Here is a 20,322-nt window from a genome sequence, read left to right on the forward strand (position 1 = left end):
CTGGCGGCAAAACCCGCTGGCACCGCCGCGCACGCTGAGCGGGGTGCAAAATCAGGCGGGTGAACATCATCATCCTCGACGACTACCAGGACGCGGTGCGCAAGCTCAAGTGCGCCACCAAGCTCGAGCACCTGAATGCGAAGGTGTTCACCAACACGGTCAAGGGCATCGGCCAGCTGTCGATCCGCCTGCGTGACGCCGACGTGCTGGTGCTGATCCGCGAACGCACCCACTTCCCGCGCCAGCTGCTGGAAAAGCTGCCCAAGCTCAAGCTCATCGCGCAAACCGGCAAGGTCGGGCCCCACATCGACGTGGAAGCCGCCACCCGGCTGGGCATTGCGGTGGCCGAAGGCGTGGGCTCGCCGATCGCCCCGGCGGAGCTCACCTGGGCGCTGATCATGGCCGCCATGCGCCGGCTGCCGCAGTACATCGGCAACCTGAAACACGGCGCGTGGCAGCAGTCAGGGCTGAAAGCCGCTTCCATGCCGCCCAACTTCGGCCTCGGCCTGGTGCTCAAGGGCCGCACGCTGGGCATCTGGGGTTACGGCCGCATCGGCCGCCTGGTGGCCGGCTACGGCAAGGCCTTTGGCATGGACGTGCTCGTGTGGGGCAGCGACTCGTCGCGCGACAAGGCCCTGGCCGACGGCTACGCCGCCGCCGACAGCAAGGAGGCGTTCTTCGAGACGGCCGACGTGCTGAGCATGCACCTGCGCCTGAACGAAGGCACCCGCGGCATCGTGCGGCTGGACGACCTCTCGCGCATGAAGCCCACCGCCTTGTTCGTGAACACCTCGCGCGCCGAGCTGGTGGAGGACAACGCGCTGGTGTCCGCGCTCAACCGCGGCCGCCCCGGCATGGCCGCGGTGGACGTGTTCGAGAGCGAGCCCATCCTGCAGGGCCATCCGCTGCTGCGGCTGGAGAACGCGGTGTGCACGCCGCACATCGGCTACGTGGAGCAGGACAGCTACGAGCTGTACTTCGGCGCCGCGTTCGACAACGTCGTCAACTTCGTGAACAACACGCCCAGCAACATCGTCAACCCGGAAGCGCTGAAAGTCATCCGGTGACACAAGGGCCGCTCCCAGCGGCCGCAGACGCGGCCCCCGCGGGCCTGCGCCAGGAGCCGCCCGCATCGGCCGGCGCCGCGGCGCCGACGGCCGCACTGCGCTGGACCCTGCTCTACGGCAACTTCGTCATCGGCTGCGGCGTGATGGTGGTGGCCGGCTCGCTCAACGACCTGACGCGCTCGCTGCAGGTCAGCGTTGCGCTCGGCGGCCAGCTGATCGCGATTGCCGCGGCGGTGATGTGCTTCGGCGCGCCGCTGCTGGCCGCCGCGGTGGGGCGGGCGGACCGGCGCACCGTGCTGGTGTGGGCGCTGGCCTGGTACGGCGTCGGGCATGCGGCCTGCGCCTTCAGCCCGGACTATCCGGCGCTGGCGCTGCTGCGCGGCGTGTCGGTGCTGGGCGCCGCGCTGTTCACGCCGCAGGCGGCCGCCGCCATCGGCGCCATGACACCGCCCGAACAGCGCGGCCGCGCCATCACCTTCATCTTCCTCGGCTGGTCGGTGGCCTCCGTGATCGGCATGCCGGTGCACAGCTACATCGGCGAGGCCTTCGGCTGGCGTTATGCCTTCGGCCTGGTGGCTGCGCTGGCCGCCGTGGGCTGCGTGTGGCTGGCGCGCTTGATGCCGAGGGGCGTGCGCCCGCCGCCGATGTCGCTGGGCGCCTGGCGCGACGCGCTCACCCGCCCCGCGCTGGTCGCCATCGTGGGGGTCACCGCCTTGCAGAGTGCCGGCCAGTTCACCTTGTTCTCCTACTTCGCGCCCTACTACAAGCAGGTGCTGGGCGCCGGCGCGTCGGGCGTGAGCGGCCTGTTCTTCTGGTTCGGCGCCTTCGGCCTGCTGGGCAATGTGCTGCTGGCGCGCAGCATCGACCGGGTGGGCGCCTCGCGGGCCGTGGCGCTGCAGCTGGTGTGCATCTCGCTGTCGCTGCTGGCCTGGCCCTGGGCCACCAGCGTGGGCAGCATGATGCTGGTGCTCATCCCCTGGGCGATGGGCTGCTTCGCCGCCAACTCGGGGCAGCAGGCGCGCCTGGGGCTGGCCGCGCCGGCATTGGCGCCGGCGCTGATGGCCTTGAACACGTCGGCGATCTACCTCGGCCAGGCGGCGGGCGCGGCCAGTGGCGGCTGGCTGCTGGCGCGCCACGGCTTTGCGCCGCTGCACTGGGTGGCCCTCGGCTGGCTGCTGGTGGCCCTGGCGCTCAGCCTGTGGGCCGGCCGGCGCCTGCTGCGCGACACGGCGGCAGGCCATGCCTGAGCCGCGCCGCGGCCCGATGTTTCCCGGCGCCAGCCAGGCGCCGGCCTCCTGCGGCGAACTCTTCCGCGTGTTCACCGCCATGGCGATGCAGGGGTTCGGCGGCGTGCTGGCCGTGGCCCAGCATGTGCTGGTGGAGCGCCGGCGCTGGATGGACAAGGCCCAGTTCGTGGAGCTGCTGTCGGTGGCGCAGGTGCTGCCCGGCCCGAACGTGGTGAACCTGGCGATGATGGTGGGCGACCGCTACTTCGGCTGGCGTGGCGCGGTGGCGGCGCTCGGCGGCATGCTGGCCGCGCCGCTGGTGCTGGTGTTGGTGCTGGCCGCGCTCTACAGCGAGTTCTCCGCCCTGCCCCGGGTGGCGGGCGCACTGCGCGGCATGGGCGCAGTGGCGGCCGGCCTGGTGATCGCCACCGCGCTCAAGCTGCTGCCCTCGCTGAAGACCAATGCCATGGGGCGCGGCTGGTGCGCGGTGTTCGCCCTGCTCACCTTGCTGGGCATCACGGTGCTGCGCTGGCCGATGGTGTGGGTGATCGCGATCCTGGGCGTGGCCGCCGTCGGCTGCGCCTGGTGGCGGCTGCGCGCACGATGAGCTGGCTCGCCGCGCCCTGGCCGCTGGCCCACGGCCTGAGCCTGCTGGACCTGCTGGGGCTGTTTGCCCACTTCCTGGTGCTGTCCATGCTGGCCATCGGCGGCGCGATCACCACCGCGCCGGACATGCACCGGCTGATCGTGAAGGAACACGGCTGGATCACCGACGCGCAGTTCACCGCCTCGGTGGCGCTGGCGCAGGCCGCGCCCGGCCCCAACCTGCTGTTCGTGGCGGTGCTGGGCTGGAACGTGGCCGGCCTGCCGGGCGTGGTGGCCACCATGGCGGGCATCCTGCTGCCCTCCACCACCCTGGCACTGGCCGCCACCCGCTGGGGCGGTGCACGGCGCGACGCGCTCGGCGTGCGGGCCTTCACCAACGGCATGGCGCCGCTCACGCTGGGGCTGCTGCTGGCCACCGGCTGGGTGCTGTCGGAGCCTTCGCATGGCAGCCGCGGGGCCACCGCGCTGGTGGTGCTCACCGTGCTGGTGATCTGGCGCACGGGCTTGAGCCCGATGTGGATGATCGGCGTGGGGGCCGTGGTGGGCGGGCTCGGGTGGGCCTGAGGCTTGCCCCCACCGGGTACTCACCTCTGCAAGGACCACCCATGAATACACGCGACAGCCTCGCCTGGGCCCGCCACGGCACCACCCTGTTCGAGATGGCACTCGCCGCGCCGCAGGTCATCACCCACCGCAGCTTGCGCATGCTGGCCGCGGGCGCCCAGCCCAATGCACGCGACCGGCGCGAGTTCCATCGCATGGGGCAGGAGAAGCTGGACGCCTTCAGTGAATCGATGATGGCCATGGGCGTGCAGCTGTGGCGCATGCAGCACGCAGCCGCGCAAACGATGTTCCAGTCCTGGCTGCAGCTTTGCGCGACGCCGTGGCGCGCCAGTGCCTGGCCCGACACCCGGGCATGGGCCGCCACGTCCAGCCGTGCACTGTCCGGCCTGCTGGGCACCGGCATGAAGCCGGCGCATCGGCGCGTCACCGCCAATGCCAGGCGGCTGGCCCGTGTGAAACTCGCCCCGCCAAAACCCCGCTGACCACCGGATGCCGCTGCACATCGCCACCCCGCTCATCGCCTCCAGCGCCTACCGCCAGCCCGGGCGTGAGCTGTGGCTGAAGATGGAGGCGCTGCAGCCTTGCGGGTCGTTCAAGATGCGCGGCATCGGGCACGCCTGCGAAACCCATGCAGCGCGGGGCGCACGCCGCCTGATGTCGTCCTCCGGCGGCAACGCCGGCCTGGCCGTGGCCTACGCGGGCCGCATGCTGGGCCTGCCGGTGACGGTGGTGGTGCCGGAAACCACCCTGCCGCGCGCCAAGGAGCTGATCCGGCGTGAAGGCGCGCAGGTGCTGGTGCACGGCGGCTCCTGGATGGAAGCCAATGCGCACCTGCAGTCGCTGCTGGGCGAGGGGGACGCCTTCATCCACCCGTTCGACGACCCGCTGCTGTGGACGGGGCATGCCAGCCTGGTCCACGAGGTGGCGCAGGCTGGCCTGCGGCCGGACGCGGTGGTGCTGTCGGTGGGCGGCGGCGGGCTGCTGTGCGGGGTGATCGAGGGCCTGCATGCCCAGGGCTGGACCGATGTGCCGGTGGTGGCGGTGGAAACCGACGGGGCCGACTCGCTGGCCCAGGCGATGGTGGCGGGGCATGCGGTGCAGCTGCCCGCCATCACCAGCATCGCCACCTCGCTGGGCGCACGACAGGTGTGCGCCCGCGCGGTCGAACGGACCCATGAGCATCCGGTGCGCAGCGTGGTGGTGTCGGACCTGCAGGCGGTGCAGGCCTGCATGGACTTCCTGCATGAGCACCGCGTGCTGGTGGAGCCGGCCTGCGGCGCCGCGCTGGCGGTGGCCACCCAGCCCGGCCATCCGGCGCTGCAAGGCGCCACTCGGGTGCTGGTGGTGGTGTGCGGCGGCGTGTCGGCCACCTGGGCGCAGCTGCAGGCGTGGCAGCAGACGCTGCAGGTTCAGTGATCCGCGCCTGAAGGGGCCGCGCCGGTGCCGGCGCCGTTCGTGCTGGCGGGCAGCACCACCGTGAAGCGCGAGCCCTCGCCCCAGGTGCTCTCGAGCTCGATGCTGCCGTTCATGCGCTCCAGCAGCGACTTCACGATGAACAGGCCCAGCCCGGTGCCCTCCACTTGGCCCGCGGTGGCCGCCAGCCGCCTGAAAGGCTGGAACAGCTCCGCCCGCTCGGCGTGGGTGATGCCGCGGCCGGTGTCGGCGATGCTCACGCAGACACGCTCGCCCTGGGCCCAAGCCTGCAGCGTGACCGAGCCGCCCCGGCGGTTGTACTTACAGGCATTGGTGAGCAGGTTGGTGAACACCTGCTGCAGGCGTTGCTCATCGGCCAGGGCCCACAGCGGCTGCTGCGGCATGCGGTCGCGCACCTCCACCGCGAACGCATGGACCGCCCCGCTCGCCAGTGCCAGGCTGGCCCGCGCCGCAGCGGCCACGTCCACCGGGGCCAGCCGCACGCTCACCGCGCCGGCATCGATCTTGGTGAGGTCCAGCACGTCCTCCACGAGCTTGAGCAGTTGCTGGCCCGCGTCCAGGATGAGCTGCACGCGCTGCGCCTGCGGCTCGCTGAGCGGGCGGGTGTGGTCGATCGCCAGCAGCTGGGCAAAGCCGAGGATGGCGTTCAGGGGCGTGCGCAGCTCGTGGCTCAGGCGCGAGAGGAATTCCATGCGCGCCTGGGCTGCGCGCTCGGCCGCGTCGCGCTGGCGCGCGAGCAGCGTCTGGCGTTCTTCTTCGGTGACGTCGCGCACCACGCCCACCATGTGCCCGCCGCCCACCGGGTCACCCTGCATCAGGCCGGTGGCCTCCAGGTGCCGCCAGGTGCCATCGGGCAGCCGCACCCGATAACGCGCCTTGAACCGGCGCCCCGAGCGCAGCGCCGCATCGAGCTGCTCGCGCGCGGAAGCCACATCGTCCGGATGCAGCAGCTCCGTCACGGTGGCGCGGCGCACCACCGCGCCGGCGCCGTCGCCCAGGCCGTACAGCGCGGCCGCCTTGGCGTCCATGCGCAGCTCGTCGCGCGCCACCACCCAGTCGTAGAGTCCCAGGCCGCCGGCCTCTGCCGCCAGCGCCCAGCGTTCGGTGGCTTCGGCCAGTGCGCGCTCGCGTTCGGCCCGCTGGCGCAACGAGCGGCGCGCCAGCCACAAGCCGGCCAGCGCCAGCCCGACCGCAATGGCGAGCACGCTGCCGATCAGCACACGCTCCACCACCCGCGCCATCTGCGCCAGCTCGTCGGTGAAGCGCTTTTCCACCGCGATGAACTGCGTGTTGAGCTTGCTGATCTGCTCCAGGTAGCCGTCCAGCGCCGCGGCCTGCGGCCACGGGCCGTTCATCTGGTCGCGCATCTGCTCGGCCACCATGCGCAGCTGCGCGATCAGCTCGTCGCCCTCGCGCCAGGCTTGCAGCGAGGCCTGCAGCCGCGCCATGCTGCCGAAGCGGCGGTACAGCATCAGCATGCCTTCCACGTCGGCGGGATGGTTGTGCCCGGCGAGCAGGCCCTGGCGCGCACGCTCTTCGTCGGGCTGGCTGCGCTCGAGCTCCTCGCGGGCGATGCGGTCGCTCAGCGGCACCTGAAGCGCCCGTTCGAAGCGCGCAAAGTCGCGCGGATCGCGGCTGCGGGCATAGTCGCGCAACAGCTCCACCGCCTGGCTGCGCGCCTGCGACCAGTGGCTTTCAGCGAGGGAATAGGCGCGCAGCGCGGACAGCAGGCTCAGGCTGGCCACCGCCAGCGCCGCCACCAGCCCGACACCCAGCAGCACCGGTGCCAGCACCCCCACCACCCCGCGCCGCTGCGGCGAGCTCGCAACGTGCTGCAAAGGAGTGAGGCCCCGCACCATGCCAGCTTTCAGTGCGGGTTTTCGAAGCCGCGGCAGGTCTCGACCTGGGGCTCGTGCGCGCATGAGCCCGGGGTGAGCGCCAGTGCTGCCAACCCCGCCAAACGCATCAGCGGCATGCCGCCCCTCCTACTTGGTCCCGAAGATCTTGTCGCCCGCGTCGCCCAGGCCGGGGATGATGTAGCCCACGTCGTTGAGGTGGCTGTCCACGGCCGCGGTCCAGCATCGCACGTCCGGGTGCGCAGCGTCCAGTGCCTGGATGCCCTCGGGCGCGGCCACCAGCACCAGGGCCCGGATGTCGCGGCAGCCGCGGCGCTTGAGCAGGTCGATGGTGGCGATCATGGAGCCGGCCGTCGCCAGCATCGGGTCGACGATGAGCGCGGTGCGCTCCTCCAGGTGGCCGACGAAGCGCTCGAAGTAGTGTTCGGGCTGCAGCGTCTCGTGGTTGCGCGACAGGCCGACCACGCTCACCTTGGCATTCGGGATCATGTCCAGCACGCCATCGAGCATGCCCAGGCCGGCGCGCAGGATGGGCACCACGGTGACCTTCTTGCCGCTGATCTGGTCCACGTCCACCGGGCCGCTCCAGCACTGCTTGGTGGTCTTTTCGAGCGGAAAGTCGGCAGTGGCCTCGTAGGCCAGCAGGCGCGCCAGCTCGCCGGTGAGCTCGCGGAACTTCTTGGTGGAGATGTCGTCCTCGCGCAGCAGGCCGACCTTGTGTTTGACCAGCGGATGCTGGACGGCGATGACGGGCATGGCGCGCCTCGAGTGGAACGGGGTCGCCTCAGTGTAGCGGCGCCCGGCCGCGCTTCCTGCTCGCTAGTCGCGCGGCCGCACGTTGATCGAGCGCAGGTAGGCCACGATGTCCTTCATCTGCTCGTCGGTGAGCTCCGCTCCCCAGGGCGGCATGAACTGCGAGCGGCCCAGGGCTTCGCCACCCATGCGGATGATGAGCCCCATGTAGGCGTCGTTCTTGTCGCTCATGCGCAGGTTCGCCGGCCGCGGGTCGTACAGCCGGGCGGCGCGGCCGTTGCCGTCGGCATTGATGCCGTGGCAGGTGACGCAGTAGTTGGCAAACACCAGGCCGCCGCGAAACACGGCCGCATCGGTGCTGTCGCGCGGCAGCAGCGCGCCCTGTGCAGCGTCCGCAGGGGCGGAGGCGGGTTGTCCGGCGGCCGGCGCCGCGCCGGTGCAGGCCGCCAGCATCAGCGCCAGCAGCGCCCGCGCAGGCCTCACTTGGCGACCTCGACCACCATCTTCATGTCCGGATGCACCGCGCACTCGATCTCCACCGTGCCGGCCTTGTCGAACACCACGCTCTTGGCGCCGCCCTTGCCATAGGAGCCGAGGTCGAAGCTCTTGGCATCGGACAGCGAGAAGACGTTGTGCGAGAAGGGGTCGTCGTTCTGGAACTTCACCGTGTCGCCCACCTTGACGGCCAGCTTCTTGGTTGAAAAGGCCTTGTCCTTCTGCATCACGGTGAATTCACCGGCCAGGGAGCAGGTGGCCGCGCCGCACAGCGCGGCAGCCAGGGCGAATCGAAGGGCGTGGTGTTTCATCGGGAAGCTCCGCAAAGGGGAGGAAAAGGGGTTGGCATTCACTGCAGCACCGAATCCAGGCGCTTGAGCATGCGGGAAGAGGTGTCGGCCAGCGCCTGGGCCGTGTGGTCCAGCAACTGCGCATGGGAGTGGCCGGCCTGCAGCGTGCCGTCGAGCGAGCCAACCGCGCCGTCCAGCTCACGCACCCGGCCGGTCTGGCGCTCGAACGATGTGCGGAAGCCCTGCACGTCGGCCGTCATGGTCTCCACCAGCTGGCGGTTGTGGGCGGCGGAGGCTTCCAGCGCCGCAATGCGCTGCGCGCAGTCGTCCATCAGTGCGCGTGTCTGGGCCACGGCCTGCTCGGTGGTGCCCAGCTGCTGGTTGATGTCCTCGCTGGCGCGGCGGATCTCCACCGCGGCGGTCTGCGTGTCTTCGGAGAGCTGGCGGATCGACATCGCCACCACGTTGAAGCCGCGGCCGGCTTCGCCGGCTCGTGCGGCCTCCACCGCGGCGTTCATCGACAGCAGCCGCGTCATCGACGAGATGCGCGCAATGCTTTCGGTGAAGGTGGTGATGCGGGTGCGGCTCTCGCCCAGCGCCTCGGTGGCGTCCTGCAGCCCGCGCATCTGGGCCACCGTGGCCTTGATCTGGCCGGCCACCACGCCGGCGTCACCCGCCTGCTGTCGCGAGGTGGCCATGGACGCGCCGCAGGTCTGCGTCAGCGTGTTGAGCTCGGCCAGCGCGCGTTGGGTCTCGTCGCCCATGGCGCCGAACGATTCACGCAGCCGGGACGTGAGCTCGCCCAGCCGGTCGTTGCCATCGCGCACGTCGCAATTGAGCTGCGCCAGGCGCTGCCCGTCCGCATCGAGCTGCTCGGCGCTGTGGTGCACCTCACCGAGCAGGCGCTCCACTTCGTCCGTGCGGGCCAGCCGCTTCATCAGGCGCCAGTAGAACAGCAGGCCCAGCGCCACGCCGCCGCCGGAGGCGGCCAACAAGCCGCCCAGCATTTGTCGAAACACGGCCTGGCGCTGCACCCCGGCCTGCAGCCGTTCGGCCGCCTGGGCCTCCTGGATCGCGCCGGAAAGCGCGTCGATGCGCGCCAGCGGCTCGGAAATGCCGGCCAGGGTGTCCAGGGCCTGGGCATGTTCGCCCTTGCGCGAGAGCATGATCACCTTCATGCGCGGCGCCTTCACGCCGTCCACCAGGCGGGCCATCTCCGCCGCGTCGGCGTTGTCCGGCAGGATCTGGCGCAAGGTGGTGATGGAGTCCTCCAGGCGCGACGCGGCCGCGATGGAGGCGACCGCGGCCGCGCGCACGTGGTCGGGCTCGGTCAGGGAGATGGTCTTCATGAGCAGGCGGTCCACCTCCAGGATGGCCTGCCGCGTGGCAGTGGCTGCACGTGTCCTGGTCTCGCCCGCCTGCTCGGTGGCCGCCACGTCCTGCAGCAGGCGCCACATCAGCGCGGCCGATCCGCCGGCCACGCCCACCACCAGCAGGATCATCAGGGCCGCGAACAGCGTGACCTGCCGCTTCCACTGCGACACGCCGCCACGCCGCGGGGTGGAGGCGGGCGATGCTGCGGGCTGCGGCACCGCCTGGTGCAAGGGCAGGCTCATCGCGGATGCCATGGTTGCCCGCCCTTACTGCGGCAGGTGCGGCAGCGCGACGGCCTTGGGCCGGCCGGTGAGCGACTTCATGAACTGCACCAGGTCGTCCTTGTCCTGCTCGGTCAGCGTCAGCGGCTTCATGCTGGCCGACAGGTTGCTCCGGTCGTCGCCGCCGCGGGCGTAGTGCTCCACCACGTCGCGCAGGCTGGCCGCAGAGCCGTCGTGGAAGTACGGCGCGGTGAGCTCGATGTCGCGCAGCGTCGGTGTCTTGAAGGCGCCCTTCATGCTGGCCACCTTGCGGATGCCGAAGCGGCCCACGTCCGGTTCCGCACCCGGCGTGAGGCCGATGTTGTGATAGCCGTTGTCGGTGAAGTTGCCGCCCGAATGGCAGGCGGCGCAGTTGCCCTTGGCCGGGTCGGTGAACACCTTGAAGCCACGCCACTGCGAGGTGGTCAGCGCCTTGCGGTCGCCCGCCAGCCAGCGGTCGAAGGGCGAGTCACTGCTGACCACCGTGCGTTCAAAGGCAGCGATGGCCTTGGCGATGGTTTCCTCGCTCACGCCCTCGCCCGGGTAGGCCTTGTCGAACATCGCCACATAGCCCGGCACGTTCTTCAGCCGGGCCAGCGCCACGGCGAAGTCGGTGTTCATCTCCTCGGGCGTCTTCATCGGGCCCAGGGCCTGGTCCTCGAGCGACTTCTTGCGGCCGTCCCACATGAACTGGGTGTTGAAGCCGGTGTTCACCACCGTGGGCGTGGCGCGGCCCAGCACCTTGCCGCCCCAGCCCACGGCCGTCTTCAGGCCATCGGACCAGCCCAGCGACGGGTTGTGGCAGCTGGCGCACGACATGGCGCCGTTGCCGGACAGGCGGGGATCGAAGAAAAGCGCCTTGCCGAGCTCCACCCGGGCCGGCGTGCTGGCGTTGTCGGCCGGCATCGGGGGCTTGGCAAGGCTCCATTGCCTGTCGCCTGCCGCGGCGGCCGGGACAGGTGCGCCGGGCGCAGCCATGGTGGAAAAGCCGATGGCCAGCGTACTGGCAAGGGCTGCGGCGCGAGCGAGAACCATGGCACTTCCTTTTGGACCGAGGGATGGCCGGGCCGCAAAGGCGACACCTGCTTCCTGCGGTCTAGCCATTCATCGGCCGCGGCCGGCACCCGCTTGAGTGAGGTCAAACCCTCGCGATGCCATTGCGTGCACTAGTTCCTCGGCCGCCACCGGGTGGCAGCGCGGTCGCCTCAGCCGCCGCGCTGGCGCAGCGCCTCGTACAGGCACACGCCGGAGGCCACCGACACGTTGAGGCTTTCCACCGCGCCCTTCATCGGGATGCGCACCAGCACATCGCACGTCTTCGCGGTGAGCTGGCGCATGCCCTGCCCTTCGGCGCCGAGCACCAGCGCCACCGGGCGCTTCAGGTCGATGTCGTAGAGGGACTGCTGGACATCGTCGCTGGTGCCCACGATCCAGATGTCGCGCTCCTTCAGCTCGTTGAGCGTGCGCGCGAGGTTGGTCACCATCAGGTAGGGCACGGTCTCGGCCGCGCCGCTGGCCACCTTGGCCACGGTGGCGTTCAGGCCCACGGCATGGTCCTTGGGTGCCACCACCGCATGCGCGCCAGCGCCGTCGGCCACGCGCAGGCAGGCGCCCAGGTTGTGCGGGTCGGTCACGCCGTCGAGCACCAGCACCAGCGGCACGCCCTCCACCGCATCGAGCACGTCGTCCAGCGAATGGCTTTGCGGCAGCACCTGCACCCGCGCCACCACGCCCTGGTGGCGCGAGGAGCCGCACAGCTTGGCCAGGCGGTCGTCGTCGCTGTCGATCAGGCGCACGCCAGCTTCCTTGGCGCGCTCCACGAACTGGCGCATGCGCTGGTCGCGACGCGTGGTGTCCACGTGGATCTCGGTGATGGACTGCGGGGCGGTCTTCAACCGCACGGTCACGGCGTGGAAGCCGAACAGGATCTTGGCGCTCATCGGCGGATTGTCGCCTGCCGCTGTTTCAGCCTGTCACTGCTTCGTCACGCCAAAGGCCTACCGTTGCGGGCTCACATTGAGGAGACACGATGAGCACCCTGAGATCCTGGAGCCTGGCCCTGTTGTCCGGTTGCACGCTGGCCGCTGCGCTGCTGCCCGCCGCTCACGCCCAGCCGCCTCACCGCCGCGCCGAGAACGCGCCCCTGGTGATCGGCCATCGCGGCGGCGCGCCGGGTTACCTGCCCGACCACACGCTGGAGAACTACGCGCTCGGCATCGCGCTGGGCGCCGACTATGTGGAGCCCGACCTGGTGGCCACCAAGGACGGCGTGCTGATCGCGCGCCATGAGCCGAACCTGATCGCCACCACCAACGTGAAGGACCTGCCCCAGTTCGCCAACCGGCGCCGCACCGTGGTGATCGACGGTGCGCCGACCGACGGCTTCTTCGCCAGCGACTTCACGCTGGCGGAGATCAAGCAGCTGCGGGCGGTGCAGCCGCTGGCCGACCGCGACCAGAGCTTCAACGGCAAGTTCGAGATTCCCACCTTCGAGGAGGTGATCGACTTCGTCAAGCGCAAGTCGCGCGAGGAAGGCCGCCGCATCGGCATCTACCCCGAGACCAAACATCCCACCTACCACCAGCAGATCGGCCTGCCGCTGGAAGACCGGCTGCTGGCGGCGCTGAGCAAGGCCGGGCTCAACCACCGCAACGCACCGGTGTTCATCCAGTCCTTCGAGACCGCGAACCTGAAATACCTGCGCACCAAGACCAGCGTGCGCCTGGTGCAGCTGGTGGACGCGGACGACGTGGCGCCGGACGGCACGCTGGTGTTCAACCCGCCCTATGACAAGCCCTACGACTGGGTGGTGTCCGGCCGGCCCGGCCAGTTCAAGGACCTGGTCACGCCGCAGGGCCTGGCGGAGGTGCGCACCTATGCCGACGGCATCGGGCCGTGGAAGCCCTACCTGATGAGCAGCGCCTGCAAGGTGGTGACCAACGGCGCCTGCGCCGACGCCACCGGCGATGGCCTGGTCGATGAACGCGACCGCGCCCTGCTGCCGCCCACCGACGTGGTGGCCAATGCCCACAAGCTGGGCCTGCTGGTGCACCCCTACACCTTCCGCAACGAGCAGAAGCGCCTGGCCAGCAACTACGCCGGCAACCCGGTGAACGAGTACCTGGCCTTCTACGAGCTGGGCGTGGACGGTGTGTTCAGCGACTTTGCGGACACGGCATTCGCGGCGCGCGCGATGTACCTGCTCAAGCACGACCCCGGCTATGCAGCCTGCCTGGTGAACCGGCGCGACTGCGTGAAGGCCGCCGACTGACAGCCGTTCAGCGTGCGAGGGCGGCGAGCATCAGCAGCCCGATCAGCACGGGCTGGTGCAGCATGTAGAAGCTGAGCGACCACCGCCCCAGCACCGCCAGCGGGTGCAGCGGGCCCGCCAGGGGCCCGGTCACCCACAGCGGCCGCCGGTGCAGCACCCACTGCCCGGCGGCCAGGCCCCAGGCCATCACGCCGATCCAGGGCAGCACCGGCGCATAGTCTTCGGTGATCGGCTTGTGGGTGACCAGCCCCACCCAGTTGGTCCAGCGGCTGTCGAACACCGGGTGCTGCACCAGGTGCGGCAACGCGATGGCCAGTGCGCCCAGCGGCCACAACCAGCCCCGCAGGGGCGCCGCAAGGCGCAGCAGCACCAGCATCACCGCCATGCCGTGCAGCACGCCGAAGCTGATGAAGCTGCGCGGGAACATCCACCAGGAACCCGCAGTCACCAGCAGTGCGCAGCCGGCCACCTGCAGCCAGCGGCGCCAGAAGCGGGGCCAGCCCTGGCCCTGGTGCAGCGCCACTGCCTGGCCCATGCCGGCGCAGAACATGAACAGCGACACGATGCAGCTGCGCTGCACGGTCCAGAACGGGTCGGCATAGAAGTTCTGCCGCACCCAGCCAAAGTGGTTGAGGTCGAAGCAGAAATGAAAGACGGCCATCCACACGATGGCCGTGCCGCGCAGCGCGTCCAGCCGGTCGAAACGGGCTGGCGAGTCAGAATGTGTGCGGGTTTTCACGAATTAGGCGTCAATCGCGGCATTTTGGGCTCACAGGCACCTGGATTGCTGCGCGCTGGTCACGGCAAGCCGCCATTCATATGCGCGCACCGTGATCGGGCTTCAGCCGCCCGACGCCGCGCCACCCGGGAGACTCTACGTGTTCGATGCCTTTGCCCGCCTGCTCGGCTCGTCGTCGTCGTTCCTGCCCCACGGATATTGTTTTACCTGGAGCCCGGCGGTGCTGTGGTCCATGGTGGCCGGAGACACCCTGATCGCGGCGGCGTATTTTTCCATCCCGATCGCCCTGATGGCCTTTGTGCGCAAGCGCAAGGACATGCATTTCAACTGGATGATGAAGCTGTTCTCCACCTTCATCTTCCTGTGCGGCACCACGCACCTGCTGTCGATCTGGACCATCTGGCAGCCGGCCTACTGGCTGGAGGCCGGCGTGAAGCTGGCCACCGGCGCCGTGTCCATCGTCACCGCGGCGCTGCTGTGGCCGCTGATCCCCAAGGCGCTGCGCATCCCGTCGATCAACCAGCTGCAGGCCGCCATCGCCCGGCTGGAGACCGAAGCGGTGGAGCGCCGCCGGGCCGAGGCGCGGCTGGCGCAGATGAACGCCGAGCTGGAGCGCCGCATCCAGGAGCGCACCCAGGAGCTGGAGCGCGAAGTGGCGGAGCGCCAGCGCCTGCAGGACGCCGACCGGGCACGCCAGGCGGCCGAACTGGCCAGCAGCGCCAAGAGCGAGTTCCTCTCGCGCATGAGCCATGAACTGCGCACACCGCTGAATGCGGTGCTCGGTTTTGCGCAGCTCTCCGCCCGTTCGCTGAGCGACGGGGACACCGCCCGCACCCGCAGCTACCTGCAGCACATCGAGGATGGCGGCTGGCACCTGGTGCGCATGATCGACGACATCCTGGACATCTCGCGCATCGAACAGGGCCGCCAGACCTTCACCATCGGCGCGGTGGACCTGGGGCCGGTGGTCGCCGAAGCCGGCGCGATGGTGCAGCCGCTGGCCACCACGCAGCAGGTGGTGCTCACACTGGACCTGCCCGGCTTCACGCCGCCGGTGCGCGCGGACCGCACCCGGCTGATCCAGGTGATGACCAACCTGCTGAGCAACGCCACCAAGTTCAACCGCCCCGGCGGCGAGGTGCACGTGAGCCTGGCCCCGGCCGACGAGGAGCATGTGCGCATCGAGGTGCGCGACACCGGGCTGGGCATGTCGGCGCTGCAGCTGTCGCAGCTGTTCCAGCCCTTCAACCGCCTGGGCCGGGAACGCCTGGGCATCCCGGGCACCGGCATCGGGCTGGTGCTGGTACGCCACCTGGTGGAGCAGATGGGCGGCAGCATCGAGGTGAACAGCACCGAGGGCGTGGGCACCACCTTCGCCATCACCCTGGTGCGCGACGGCCAGGTACCGGTGGCAGCCCTGCCGCCCTTGTCGGGCACCTTGCCGGTGAGTCACGGCACCGCAGCGGCGCTGCGCTTCGCGCGCTGAGCGTGGAGCCCGGTCACACCGTCGCCTGGCCCACCACGGTGTACTGGCCGGCGTGCTCGCGCAGCCATTGTTGCGAGCGGCCGCTTTCCTGTTGCGACGGATGGAAGTCGCGCCGGAAGTAGCCGCGCCAGGGCTTGAAGCATTCGCGCACCAGGCCGCCGCGGCCGAAGAAGAACGAGAAGCCGCTGCGCCAGGTGCTCCACTTGAACAACAGGCCGTCGTGGCGCAGATTGGTCGCCGTCTGGCGCAGCGAGTCGATGACGAAGTAGGTGGTGGCAATGCGGAACCAGCGCATGCGCCACAGGTAGTTGCCACCCAGCGCCTGGTACAGGTCGAAGGCGGTGCTCTTGTGTTCGGACTCCTCCGCCGCATGCCACTGCCACATCGTCTGCAGGCGAGGTTCGGCCCCGGCCATCTGCTCCGGCCGGGCCAGCATGTGCTCGGCCAGGATGGCGGTGAAGTGCTCGTAGGCGGCAGTCACCGCGAGGTGATGGCGCACGTCGAACTCGCGGATGCGGGCGATGCGGGCGGCCGCACGCACGGCCCAGCGGTTCTCGTAACCCAGCCGCTCCAGGTGGCCGTTGAACAGGCCGTGAATGCGCCGGTGCGTGGCCTCCTGGCCGACGAAGCCCTGCACCTCCGCCTGGAACCGGGCCTGCTGACCCGGGGGCAGCGCCTTGAAGCCAAGGCGCACCGCATCGATGAAGAACTGCTCGCCCACCGGGAAGCTCATCGACAGCGCATTGAGGTAGGCGCTGCGGAACGCGTCGCCGCCGGCCCAGTGCCGGGCGATCGGTGTTTCCAGGTCGATGAGCAGGCGGCGCACCACGAGGTCGGTCATCGTTGTTCTCCCGAATCTGACAATTCGGTACCGTCCGGTACCAATGGCTTTGCAATCTGCCAGCGGGCATTGGTACTGTCAAGTACCACTTTATTCTGAGGGACACTTGGCGCATGCCTGCCGCCATGGACCTGCCTGAGCACAAGCGCCGCTTGCTGGATGCGATGTCGCAGGTGGTGGCGCGCAAGGGTTATGCCGACACCACCATCGCCGACATCGCGGCCGAGGCGCGTGTGTCCAAGCGCACCTTCTACGAACACTTCGCCGGCAAGGCCGAATGCCTGTTCGCGCTGTATGCCGCCGCCAGCGAGCAGGCGCTGCAGGTGCTGCAGCAGGCGCTGGACCCCGGCCGCGACTGGCATGAGCAGGTGGAACGCGCGGTGCATGCCTACCTGTCCACCCTGGCGCGCAACGCGCCGCTGCTGCGCACCCTGTTCATCGAGATCCTGCACCTGGGCCCTGAAGGCCTGCGGGTGCGCCGCCGCGTCACGCAGGACATCGCCGACTTCATCGCCAGCGTGGCCACCAGCCGCCAGAACGCGGACGCACCGCTGCTGAACACGATGGCCGTGGCCATCGTGGGCGGCATCAACGAGCTGGTGCTGCAGGCCATCGAGGACGACCGGGTGGACCAGCTTGGCGAGCTGAGCCGGCCCGCGGCCCATCTTGTGCGGGCGGTGATCGACGCCACGCTGTGCCGGAGCTGCCCGGCGCCTGCCGCCGCGCGGGGCGCCAAGGCCGCCTGAGCGGCTCAGCCGATCAGCACTGCCGCCAGTGCGATCGCCGCAGGCAGCGCCTGCACCCAGAGGATCTTGCGCGAGACGGTGGCCGCGCCGAACACACCCGCCACGATCACGCAGCCCAGGAAGAACAGCTGCACCGGCCGGCCCGCGCTGCCCAGCATCAGGCCCCACACCAGCCCGGCCGACAGGAAGCCGTTGTACAGCCCCTGGTTGGCCGCCAGCACCTTGGACGCGGAGGCGAACTCCGCGGTGGTGCCGAACACCCGGCGGCCGAAGGGCTTGTCCCAGAGGAACATCTCCAGGATGAGGAAGTACAGGTGAATCAGGGCCACCAGCGCCACGAGCACGTTTGCGAGCATCCGCTCCTCCTTGTTGGACCCGCGCAGTGTGCCTGCGTCGGCCGCCTGTGTGTGGCGCTCAGGCGCGCTGCAGCGTCAGCACGAAGCTCACGCCATCGGCCTCGTTGCGGGCCGTGATGGTGCCGCCCATCTTCGCCAGGTAGGTCTTGGCCACGAACAGCCCCTGCCCACGCTGCCCGCCGCCTTCCCCGCCACTCTCCGGATCCGACACCCCGTATTCGAAGATGCGCGCCATGAGGGCCTCCGGGATCGGCGGCCCCTGGTTGTGCACTTCGAGCACCGCCACGTCGGCGTCTGCGCTGAGGATCAGGCGGATCGGCGTGCCGGGCGGGCGGTAACGCGCGGCATTGCGCAGCACGTGGGTGGCCACATCCTCGAGCGGATATTCATCGGCCCGCACCATCACCGGCCCCAGCCCCGCGGCGGCGTGCAGCTCCACCTGGGCGATGCCTTCGGCCGGCGCATTGCTGGCCACATGGCGCAGGAACTGGTGCAGGTCCAGCGGCTGCACCCGCAAGGTGGTGGTCTCGAAGGCCTCGCTGGGCGAAGCGCTGCCGTACAGCACCCGCACCGCCTGCTGCATGCGGTGGATGTAGCGGGCACTGGGGTCGTCGGGCGCACCATGCAGCGCCAACAGGGACTGCAGCGGCGACATGATCTCGTGGCCCACCGCATGCCACTGGTCCTTCTCGCGTTCGGCGCGCAGGCGCTCACGCTGCAGGTCCTCCTTCACGCGCTGCAGCAGGTCGGCCAGCGCACCGGCCAGGATGCCCAGCTCGTCGTGGCCGCGCAGGTCGGCCACGTCGAGCTCGCCCAGGCGCTGGCCGTCCTGCACGTCGCGCGACACCTTGCGGGCGCGCCGGGTGAGCACCGCCACCCGGCGGATCAGGCCGATCTCGATCAGCAGCCAGGCCAGCACGATGGCCAGCAGCATCGTGCCCACGAAGCCGCTCAGGCGCGTGGCCACGGCCGCCAGCGTGGCGTCCACGCTGCGCACGTCGCCGGTGAGCACCACCTCGTAGGGGCCGAGCGCGGTGTCCACCCGGTCGCGCAGCTCGATCGGCGCGTCGTAGCCTTCCACCGGCAGCCTGTGCACCAGGCGCACCAGCCAGGGCGCGGTGCGCAGCGGGCTGTCCGCGCCGTGGAGGTTGAACACCGCGGCCGAGCCCGCACGGGCCGGCGGCATCACCTTCAGCGTTTCACCGGGCAGCAGCAGTGGCTTCAACTCGGCGATGGAAAACGGCGGCACGGCCGACGCATCGTTGCTGTCCAGCAGCGCGGCGCCCTCGCCCGGCGCCAGCACCTCCACCCGCACCCTCGCCTGCCCCAGGTCCGCCGGCGGCCACACCAGCGGCTGGCTGCGGTCGAACAGCGCCGCCTGGTAGGCCGGCACGGGCAGCCGGATGGAAAAGAAGGCGCGCCGTTCGCAGCCGGGCAATGTGGCGGCGGGTTGCGCACACGCACCGTCCTGCCACAACCAGCCGCGGAAGTCCCGCTGCGGCCGGGTGGCGGCCAGCCAGCGGCCTTCGTCGTCGAAGCCGGTGAGGCGGCCGCGCCGCGCGGCGGACGCCCGGCCATCGGCCGCTTCGAAGGGCGCGATCCAGCGCTGCTCGCTGCCGCGCAGGTTGAGCGTGACACGCACCCGGTGCGCCAGCGTCACGTCGCGTTCGCCGCGCGCGCGGGCGGCCAGGTCGCCGCTGGCAAAGCTGCCGGCCAGGTAGATGAAACCGCCCGCCCAGGCGTTGTTGGCCACCGCCACGCAGACCGAGCCCTTGCCGGGGTATTGCACCAGGCAGCCGGCCAGCTCCACCGCCTGCTGCACCTTGGCCGGGTCGTCAAAATCCAACGCCGAAAAGGGCAGCACCACCGGAGCCAGCGGCACCGTGCCGGTGGCCGCCTGCGGGTTCATCAAGGCCAGTTGCCCCGACGGATGGTGCAGCCGCGCCAGCACCTGCGCCTGCGTGCGGCCCACGCCCACACGGTAGTTGGCATAACTGAGCTGCTTCTCCTGCTGAAGCACCGCCACGGCAAGCGCCAGCGTGGCCAGCGCAAGCAGCAGGAACACCGTGCGAAAGAGGATGCGGCGCCGGAAGGAGGCCAGCCAGCGCCACACCAGCCTCATCGGCGGCCTTTCGCAGCCGGCGCCTGGCCCACCCAGCGGAAACCGCGCATGGGCACGTTCTCGATGCCGTCGAAGCCCGGGTCGATCTCGCGGAAGGCGTCGCGGATGGTGCTCACGTGCTTGCGCACGTTGTCGCGGTTGCGCCCGCTCTTGACCACCTGGTAGAGCTCGTCATAGGACACCACCTCGCCGCGGCGCTGGTACAGCGTGGCGAGGATGCGCTGGGCGGTGAGCGGAAGGTTCAGGCGCTGCGCGCGCCAGGTGGGCGAGCTCTGCCACAGCGGATCCAGTGAGAGTTCGTCCGCCGCAGGTTGCGCCGGGACTTGCGCAGAGCGGCTCTCCTTCGCGGCCCGCAGGATCTCGAGGAAGGTGTCGATGAAGTCGGCTTCCTCGAACGCTGTTTTCTGCAGGTAGTCCCAGGCGTCCAGCGCCTTCATGATGCTGCGGTAGATGGTGGCCGGCATGGCCGACACCACCAGCACCGGCGTGCCACGCTGCTTGTTGATCGCGTTGATGATGGCCACGCCGGCATGGCGCTCGCGGCCGAGCTCGATGTCCAGCACCACCAGGTCGTAGTGCTCGCGCGCGATGGCGGCTTCGGCGTCGTCGCGGTTGAACCACTGGTCCACCACGATGCCGGGTTTGGCCGCCTCGATCCAGCCCTTGAGCTGGTTGCTGGTCGGCACGTCGTCCTCGATCACCGCCACCTTGGCCATCACGCTCCTCCTGGGGCGGGATTATCCGGGCGCCCCTGCGCGGCGGCTGTGAAGGTTTCTTCCGTTGGCGCGCCTTGGCCTTCACGCCGCACGCCCAATGACGCCCGGCGCGCCCATTGA

General features: G+C 70.2%; 21 protein-coding genes. 9 read left to right on the forward strand and 12 right to left on the reverse strand.

Annotated elements, in window-relative coordinates; all coding sequences use genetic code 11:
* The first annotated feature begins 59 nt into the window (after window positions 1-59).
* The 6 genes from VPH43_RS08895 to VPH43_RS08920 are packed head-to-tail and all read left to right on the forward strand — an operon-like array spanning window position 60 to window position 4,879.
* Window positions 60-1,067 carry a D-2-hydroxyacid dehydrogenase family protein gene (locus VPH43_RS08895; RefSeq protein WP_328577319.1) on the forward strand — a complete coding sequence of 336 codons (1,008 nt, stop codon included), beginning with the start codon at window positions 60-62 and terminating at the stop codon, window positions 1,065-1,067.
* On the forward strand, window positions 1,064-2,314 hold the full coding sequence (locus tag VPH43_RS08900; protein ID WP_328577320.1) for an MFS transporter: 1,251 nt from the start codon (window positions 1,064-1,066) through the stop codon (window positions 2,312-2,314). Before VPH43_RS08895 ends, VPH43_RS08900 begins: the two co-directional genes overlap by 4 nt.
* A complete protein-coding gene (locus tag VPH43_RS08905) occupies window positions 2,307-2,900 on the forward strand; it encodes a chromate transporter (RefSeq protein WP_328577321.1) in 594 nt (197 codons plus the stop codon). The genes VPH43_RS08900 and VPH43_RS08905 overlap by 8 nt, the downstream gene beginning before the upstream one ends.
* The gene (locus VPH43_RS08910; RefSeq protein ID WP_328577322.1) at window positions 2,897-3,463 is read left to right on the forward strand and encodes a chromate transporter; all 567 of its coding nucleotides are present in this window, start codon (window positions 2,897-2,899) and stop codon (window positions 3,461-3,463) included. Before VPH43_RS08905 ends, VPH43_RS08910 begins: the two co-directional genes overlap by 4 nt.
* Window positions 3,464-3,504: 41 nt before the next feature.
* Complete coding sequence (locus VPH43_RS08915; protein WP_328577323.1) at window positions 3,505-3,945, forward strand: polyhydroxyalkanoate granule-associated phasin; 441 nt, start codon at window positions 3,505-3,507, stop codon at window positions 3,943-3,945.
* A 7-nt stretch (window positions 3,946-3,952) separates the two neighbouring features.
* Complete coding sequence (locus VPH43_RS08920; RefSeq protein ID WP_328577324.1) at window positions 3,953-4,879, forward strand: pyridoxal-phosphate dependent enzyme; 927 nt, start codon at window positions 3,953-3,955, stop codon at window positions 4,877-4,879.
* On the opposite strand, the gene VPH43_RS08925 is transcribed toward VPH43_RS08920, so the two are convergent.
* The 7 genes from VPH43_RS08925 to rlmB form a co-directional block, all read right to left on the reverse strand.
* Window positions 4,873-6,735 (reverse strand): sensor histidine kinase, encoded by a 1,863-nt coding sequence (locus VPH43_RS08925; RefSeq protein WP_328577325.1) that lies wholly within the window; start codon window positions 6,733-6,735, stop codon window positions 4,873-4,875. The two genes, VPH43_RS08920 and VPH43_RS08925, sit on opposite strands and share 7 nt — an antisense overlap.
* 147 nt (window positions 6,736-6,882) lie before the next feature.
* On the reverse strand, window positions 6,883-7,509 hold the full coding sequence (upp, locus tag VPH43_RS08930; protein WP_328577326.1) for a uracil phosphoribosyltransferase: 627 nt from the start codon (window positions 7,507-7,509) through the stop codon (window positions 6,883-6,885).
* Between the two features lie 63 nt (window positions 7,510-7,572).
* Entirely contained in the window at window positions 7,573-7,989 is a 417-nt protein-coding gene (locus VPH43_RS08935) for a c-type cytochrome (RefSeq protein ID WP_328577327.1), read from the reverse strand.
* Window positions 7,986-8,312 carry a cupredoxin domain-containing protein gene (locus tag VPH43_RS08940; protein ID WP_328577328.1) on the reverse strand — a complete coding sequence of 109 codons (327 nt, stop codon included), beginning with the start codon at window positions 8,310-8,312 and terminating at the stop codon, window positions 7,986-7,988. The genes VPH43_RS08935 and VPH43_RS08940 overlap by 4 nt, the downstream gene beginning before the upstream one ends.
* A gap of 38 nt (window positions 8,313-8,350) precedes the next feature.
* Window positions 8,351-9,919, reverse strand: coding sequence for a methyl-accepting chemotaxis protein (locus VPH43_RS08945; protein WP_328577329.1), 1,569 nt, complete (start codon window positions 9,917-9,919; stop codon window positions 8,351-8,353).
* 12 nt (window positions 9,920-9,931) lie between these two features.
* Complete coding sequence (locus tag VPH43_RS08950) at window positions 9,932-10,960, reverse strand: cytochrome-c peroxidase (RefSeq protein ID WP_328577330.1); 1,029 nt, start codon at window positions 10,958-10,960, stop codon at window positions 9,932-9,934.
* Between the two features lie 170 nt (window positions 10,961-11,130).
* Window positions 11,131-11,865 carry a 23S rRNA (guanosine(2251)-2'-O)-methyltransferase RlmB gene (gene rlmB, locus VPH43_RS08955; RefSeq protein WP_328577331.1) on the reverse strand — a complete coding sequence of 245 codons (735 nt, stop codon included), beginning with the start codon at window positions 11,863-11,865 and terminating at the stop codon, window positions 11,131-11,133.
* Between the two features lie 89 nt (window positions 11,866-11,954).
* Between rlmB and VPH43_RS08960 the strand changes: the two genes are divergently transcribed.
* Complete coding sequence (locus VPH43_RS08960) at window positions 11,955-13,196, forward strand: glycerophosphodiester phosphodiesterase (RefSeq protein ID WP_328577332.1); 1,242 nt, start codon at window positions 11,955-11,957, stop codon at window positions 13,194-13,196.
* A 7-nt stretch (window positions 13,197-13,203) separates the two neighbouring features.
* Here the strand turns inward: VPH43_RS08960 and VPH43_RS08965 are convergent, their stop codons facing one another.
* Window positions 13,204-13,935 carry a DUF1624 domain-containing protein gene (locus VPH43_RS08965; protein WP_328577333.1) on the reverse strand — a complete coding sequence of 244 codons (732 nt, stop codon included), beginning with the start codon at window positions 13,933-13,935 and terminating at the stop codon, window positions 13,204-13,206.
* A 139-nt stretch (window positions 13,936-14,074) separates the two neighbouring features.
* Between VPH43_RS08965 and VPH43_RS08970 the strand changes: the two genes are divergently transcribed.
* On the forward strand, window positions 14,075-15,421 hold the full coding sequence (locus tag VPH43_RS08970) for a sensor histidine kinase (protein ID WP_328577334.1): 1,347 nt from the start codon (window positions 14,075-14,077) through the stop codon (window positions 15,419-15,421).
* 13 nt (window positions 15,422-15,434) lie between these two features.
* Here VPH43_RS08970 and VPH43_RS08975 read toward each other — a convergent pair whose 3' ends face one another.
* Window positions 15,435-16,262, reverse strand: a complete 828-nt coding sequence (locus VPH43_RS08975) for a metal-dependent hydrolase (RefSeq protein ID WP_328577335.1) — start codon at window positions 16,260-16,262, stop codon at window positions 15,435-15,437.
* Between the two features lie 113 nt (window positions 16,263-16,375).
* On the opposite strand from VPH43_RS08975, the gene VPH43_RS08980 reads away from it, so the two are divergent.
* Window positions 16,376-17,008 carry a TetR/AcrR family transcriptional regulator gene (locus tag VPH43_RS08980; RefSeq protein WP_328577336.1) on the forward strand — a complete coding sequence of 211 codons (633 nt, stop codon included), beginning with the start codon at window positions 16,376-16,378 and terminating at the stop codon, window positions 17,006-17,008.
* Between the two features lie 5 nt (window positions 17,009-17,013).
* On the opposite strand, the gene VPH43_RS08985 is transcribed toward VPH43_RS08980, so the two are convergent.
* Genes VPH43_RS08985 through VPH43_RS08995 form a run of 3 tightly spaced genes read right to left on the reverse strand, consistent with a single transcriptional unit; the run spans window position 17,014 to window position 20,202 of the window.
* On the reverse strand, window positions 17,014-17,364 hold the full coding sequence (locus VPH43_RS08985) for a DUF1304 domain-containing protein (protein ID WP_328577337.1): 351 nt from the start codon (window positions 17,362-17,364) through the stop codon (window positions 17,014-17,016).
* Between the two features lie 58 nt (window positions 17,365-17,422).
* Window positions 17,423-19,486 carry a sensor histidine kinase gene (locus VPH43_RS08990; protein ID WP_328577338.1) on the reverse strand — a complete coding sequence of 688 codons (2,064 nt, stop codon included), beginning with the start codon at window positions 19,484-19,486 and terminating at the stop codon, window positions 17,423-17,425.
* Window positions 19,483-20,202, reverse strand: coding sequence for a response regulator transcription factor (locus tag VPH43_RS08995; RefSeq protein WP_328577339.1), 720 nt, complete (start codon window positions 20,200-20,202; stop codon window positions 19,483-19,485). Before VPH43_RS08995 ends, VPH43_RS08990 begins: the two co-directional genes overlap by 4 nt.
* Window positions 20,203-20,322 lie beyond the last annotated feature (120 nt).

Source organism: Ideonella sp. BN130291 (assembly GCF_036231905.1).
GTDB lineage: Bacteria > Pseudomonadota > Gammaproteobacteria > Burkholderiales > Burkholderiaceae_C > CAMLIZ01.

Coding starts and splice junctions, on each gene's coding strand:
- VPH43_RS08905 (WP_328577321.1), top strand. CDS start 2,307: ATGCCTGAGCCGCGCCGCGGCCCGATGTTTCCCGGCGCCAGCCAGGCG.
- VPH43_RS08910 (WP_328577322.1), top strand. CDS start 2,897: ATGAGCTGGCTCGCCGCGCCCTGGCCGCTGGCCCACGGCCTGAGCCTG.
- VPH43_RS08915 (WP_328577323.1), top strand. CDS start 3,505: ATGAATACACGCGACAGCCTCGCCTGGGCCCGCCACGGCACCACCCTG.
- VPH43_RS08920 (WP_328577324.1), top strand. CDS start 3,953: ATGCCGCTGCACATCGCCACCCCGCTCATCGCCTCCAGCGCCTACCGC.
- upp (WP_328577326.1), bottom strand. CDS start 7,509: ATGCCCGTCATCGCCGTCCAGCATCCGCTGGTCAAACACAAGGTCGGC.
- VPH43_RS08940 (WP_328577328.1), bottom strand. CDS start 8,312: ATGAAACACCACGCCCTTCGATTCGCCCTGGCTGCCGCGCTGTGCGGC.
- VPH43_RS08945 (WP_328577329.1), bottom strand. CDS start 9,919: ATGGCATCCGCGATGAGCCTGCCCTTGCACCAGGCGGTGCCGCAGCCC.
- VPH43_RS08950 (WP_328577330.1), bottom strand. CDS start 10,960: ATGGTTCTCGCTCGCGCCGCAGCCCTTGCCAGTACGCTGGCCATCGGC.
- rlmB (WP_328577331.1), bottom strand. CDS start 11,865: ATGAGCGCCAAGATCCTGTTCGGCTTCCACGCCGTGACCGTGCGGTTG.
- VPH43_RS08960 (WP_328577332.1), top strand. CDS start 11,955: ATGAGCACCCTGAGATCCTGGAGCCTGGCCCTGTTGTCCGGTTGCACG.
- VPH43_RS08975 (WP_328577335.1), bottom strand. CDS start 16,262: ATGACCGACCTCGTGGTGCGCCGCCTGCTCATCGACCTGGAAACACCG.
- VPH43_RS08980 (WP_328577336.1), top strand. CDS start 16,376: ATGCCTGCCGCCATGGACCTGCCTGAGCACAAGCGCCGCTTGCTGGAT.
- VPH43_RS08985 (WP_328577337.1), bottom strand. CDS start 17,364: ATGCTCGCAAACGTGCTCGTGGCGCTGGTGGCCCTGATTCACCTGTAC.
- VPH43_RS08990 (WP_328577338.1), bottom strand. CDS start 19,486: ATGAGGCTGGTGTGGCGCTGGCTGGCCTCCTTCCGGCGCCGCATCCTC.
- VPH43_RS08995 (WP_328577339.1), bottom strand. CDS start 20,202: ATGGCCAAGGTGGCGGTGATCGAGGACGACGTGCCGACCAGCAACCAG.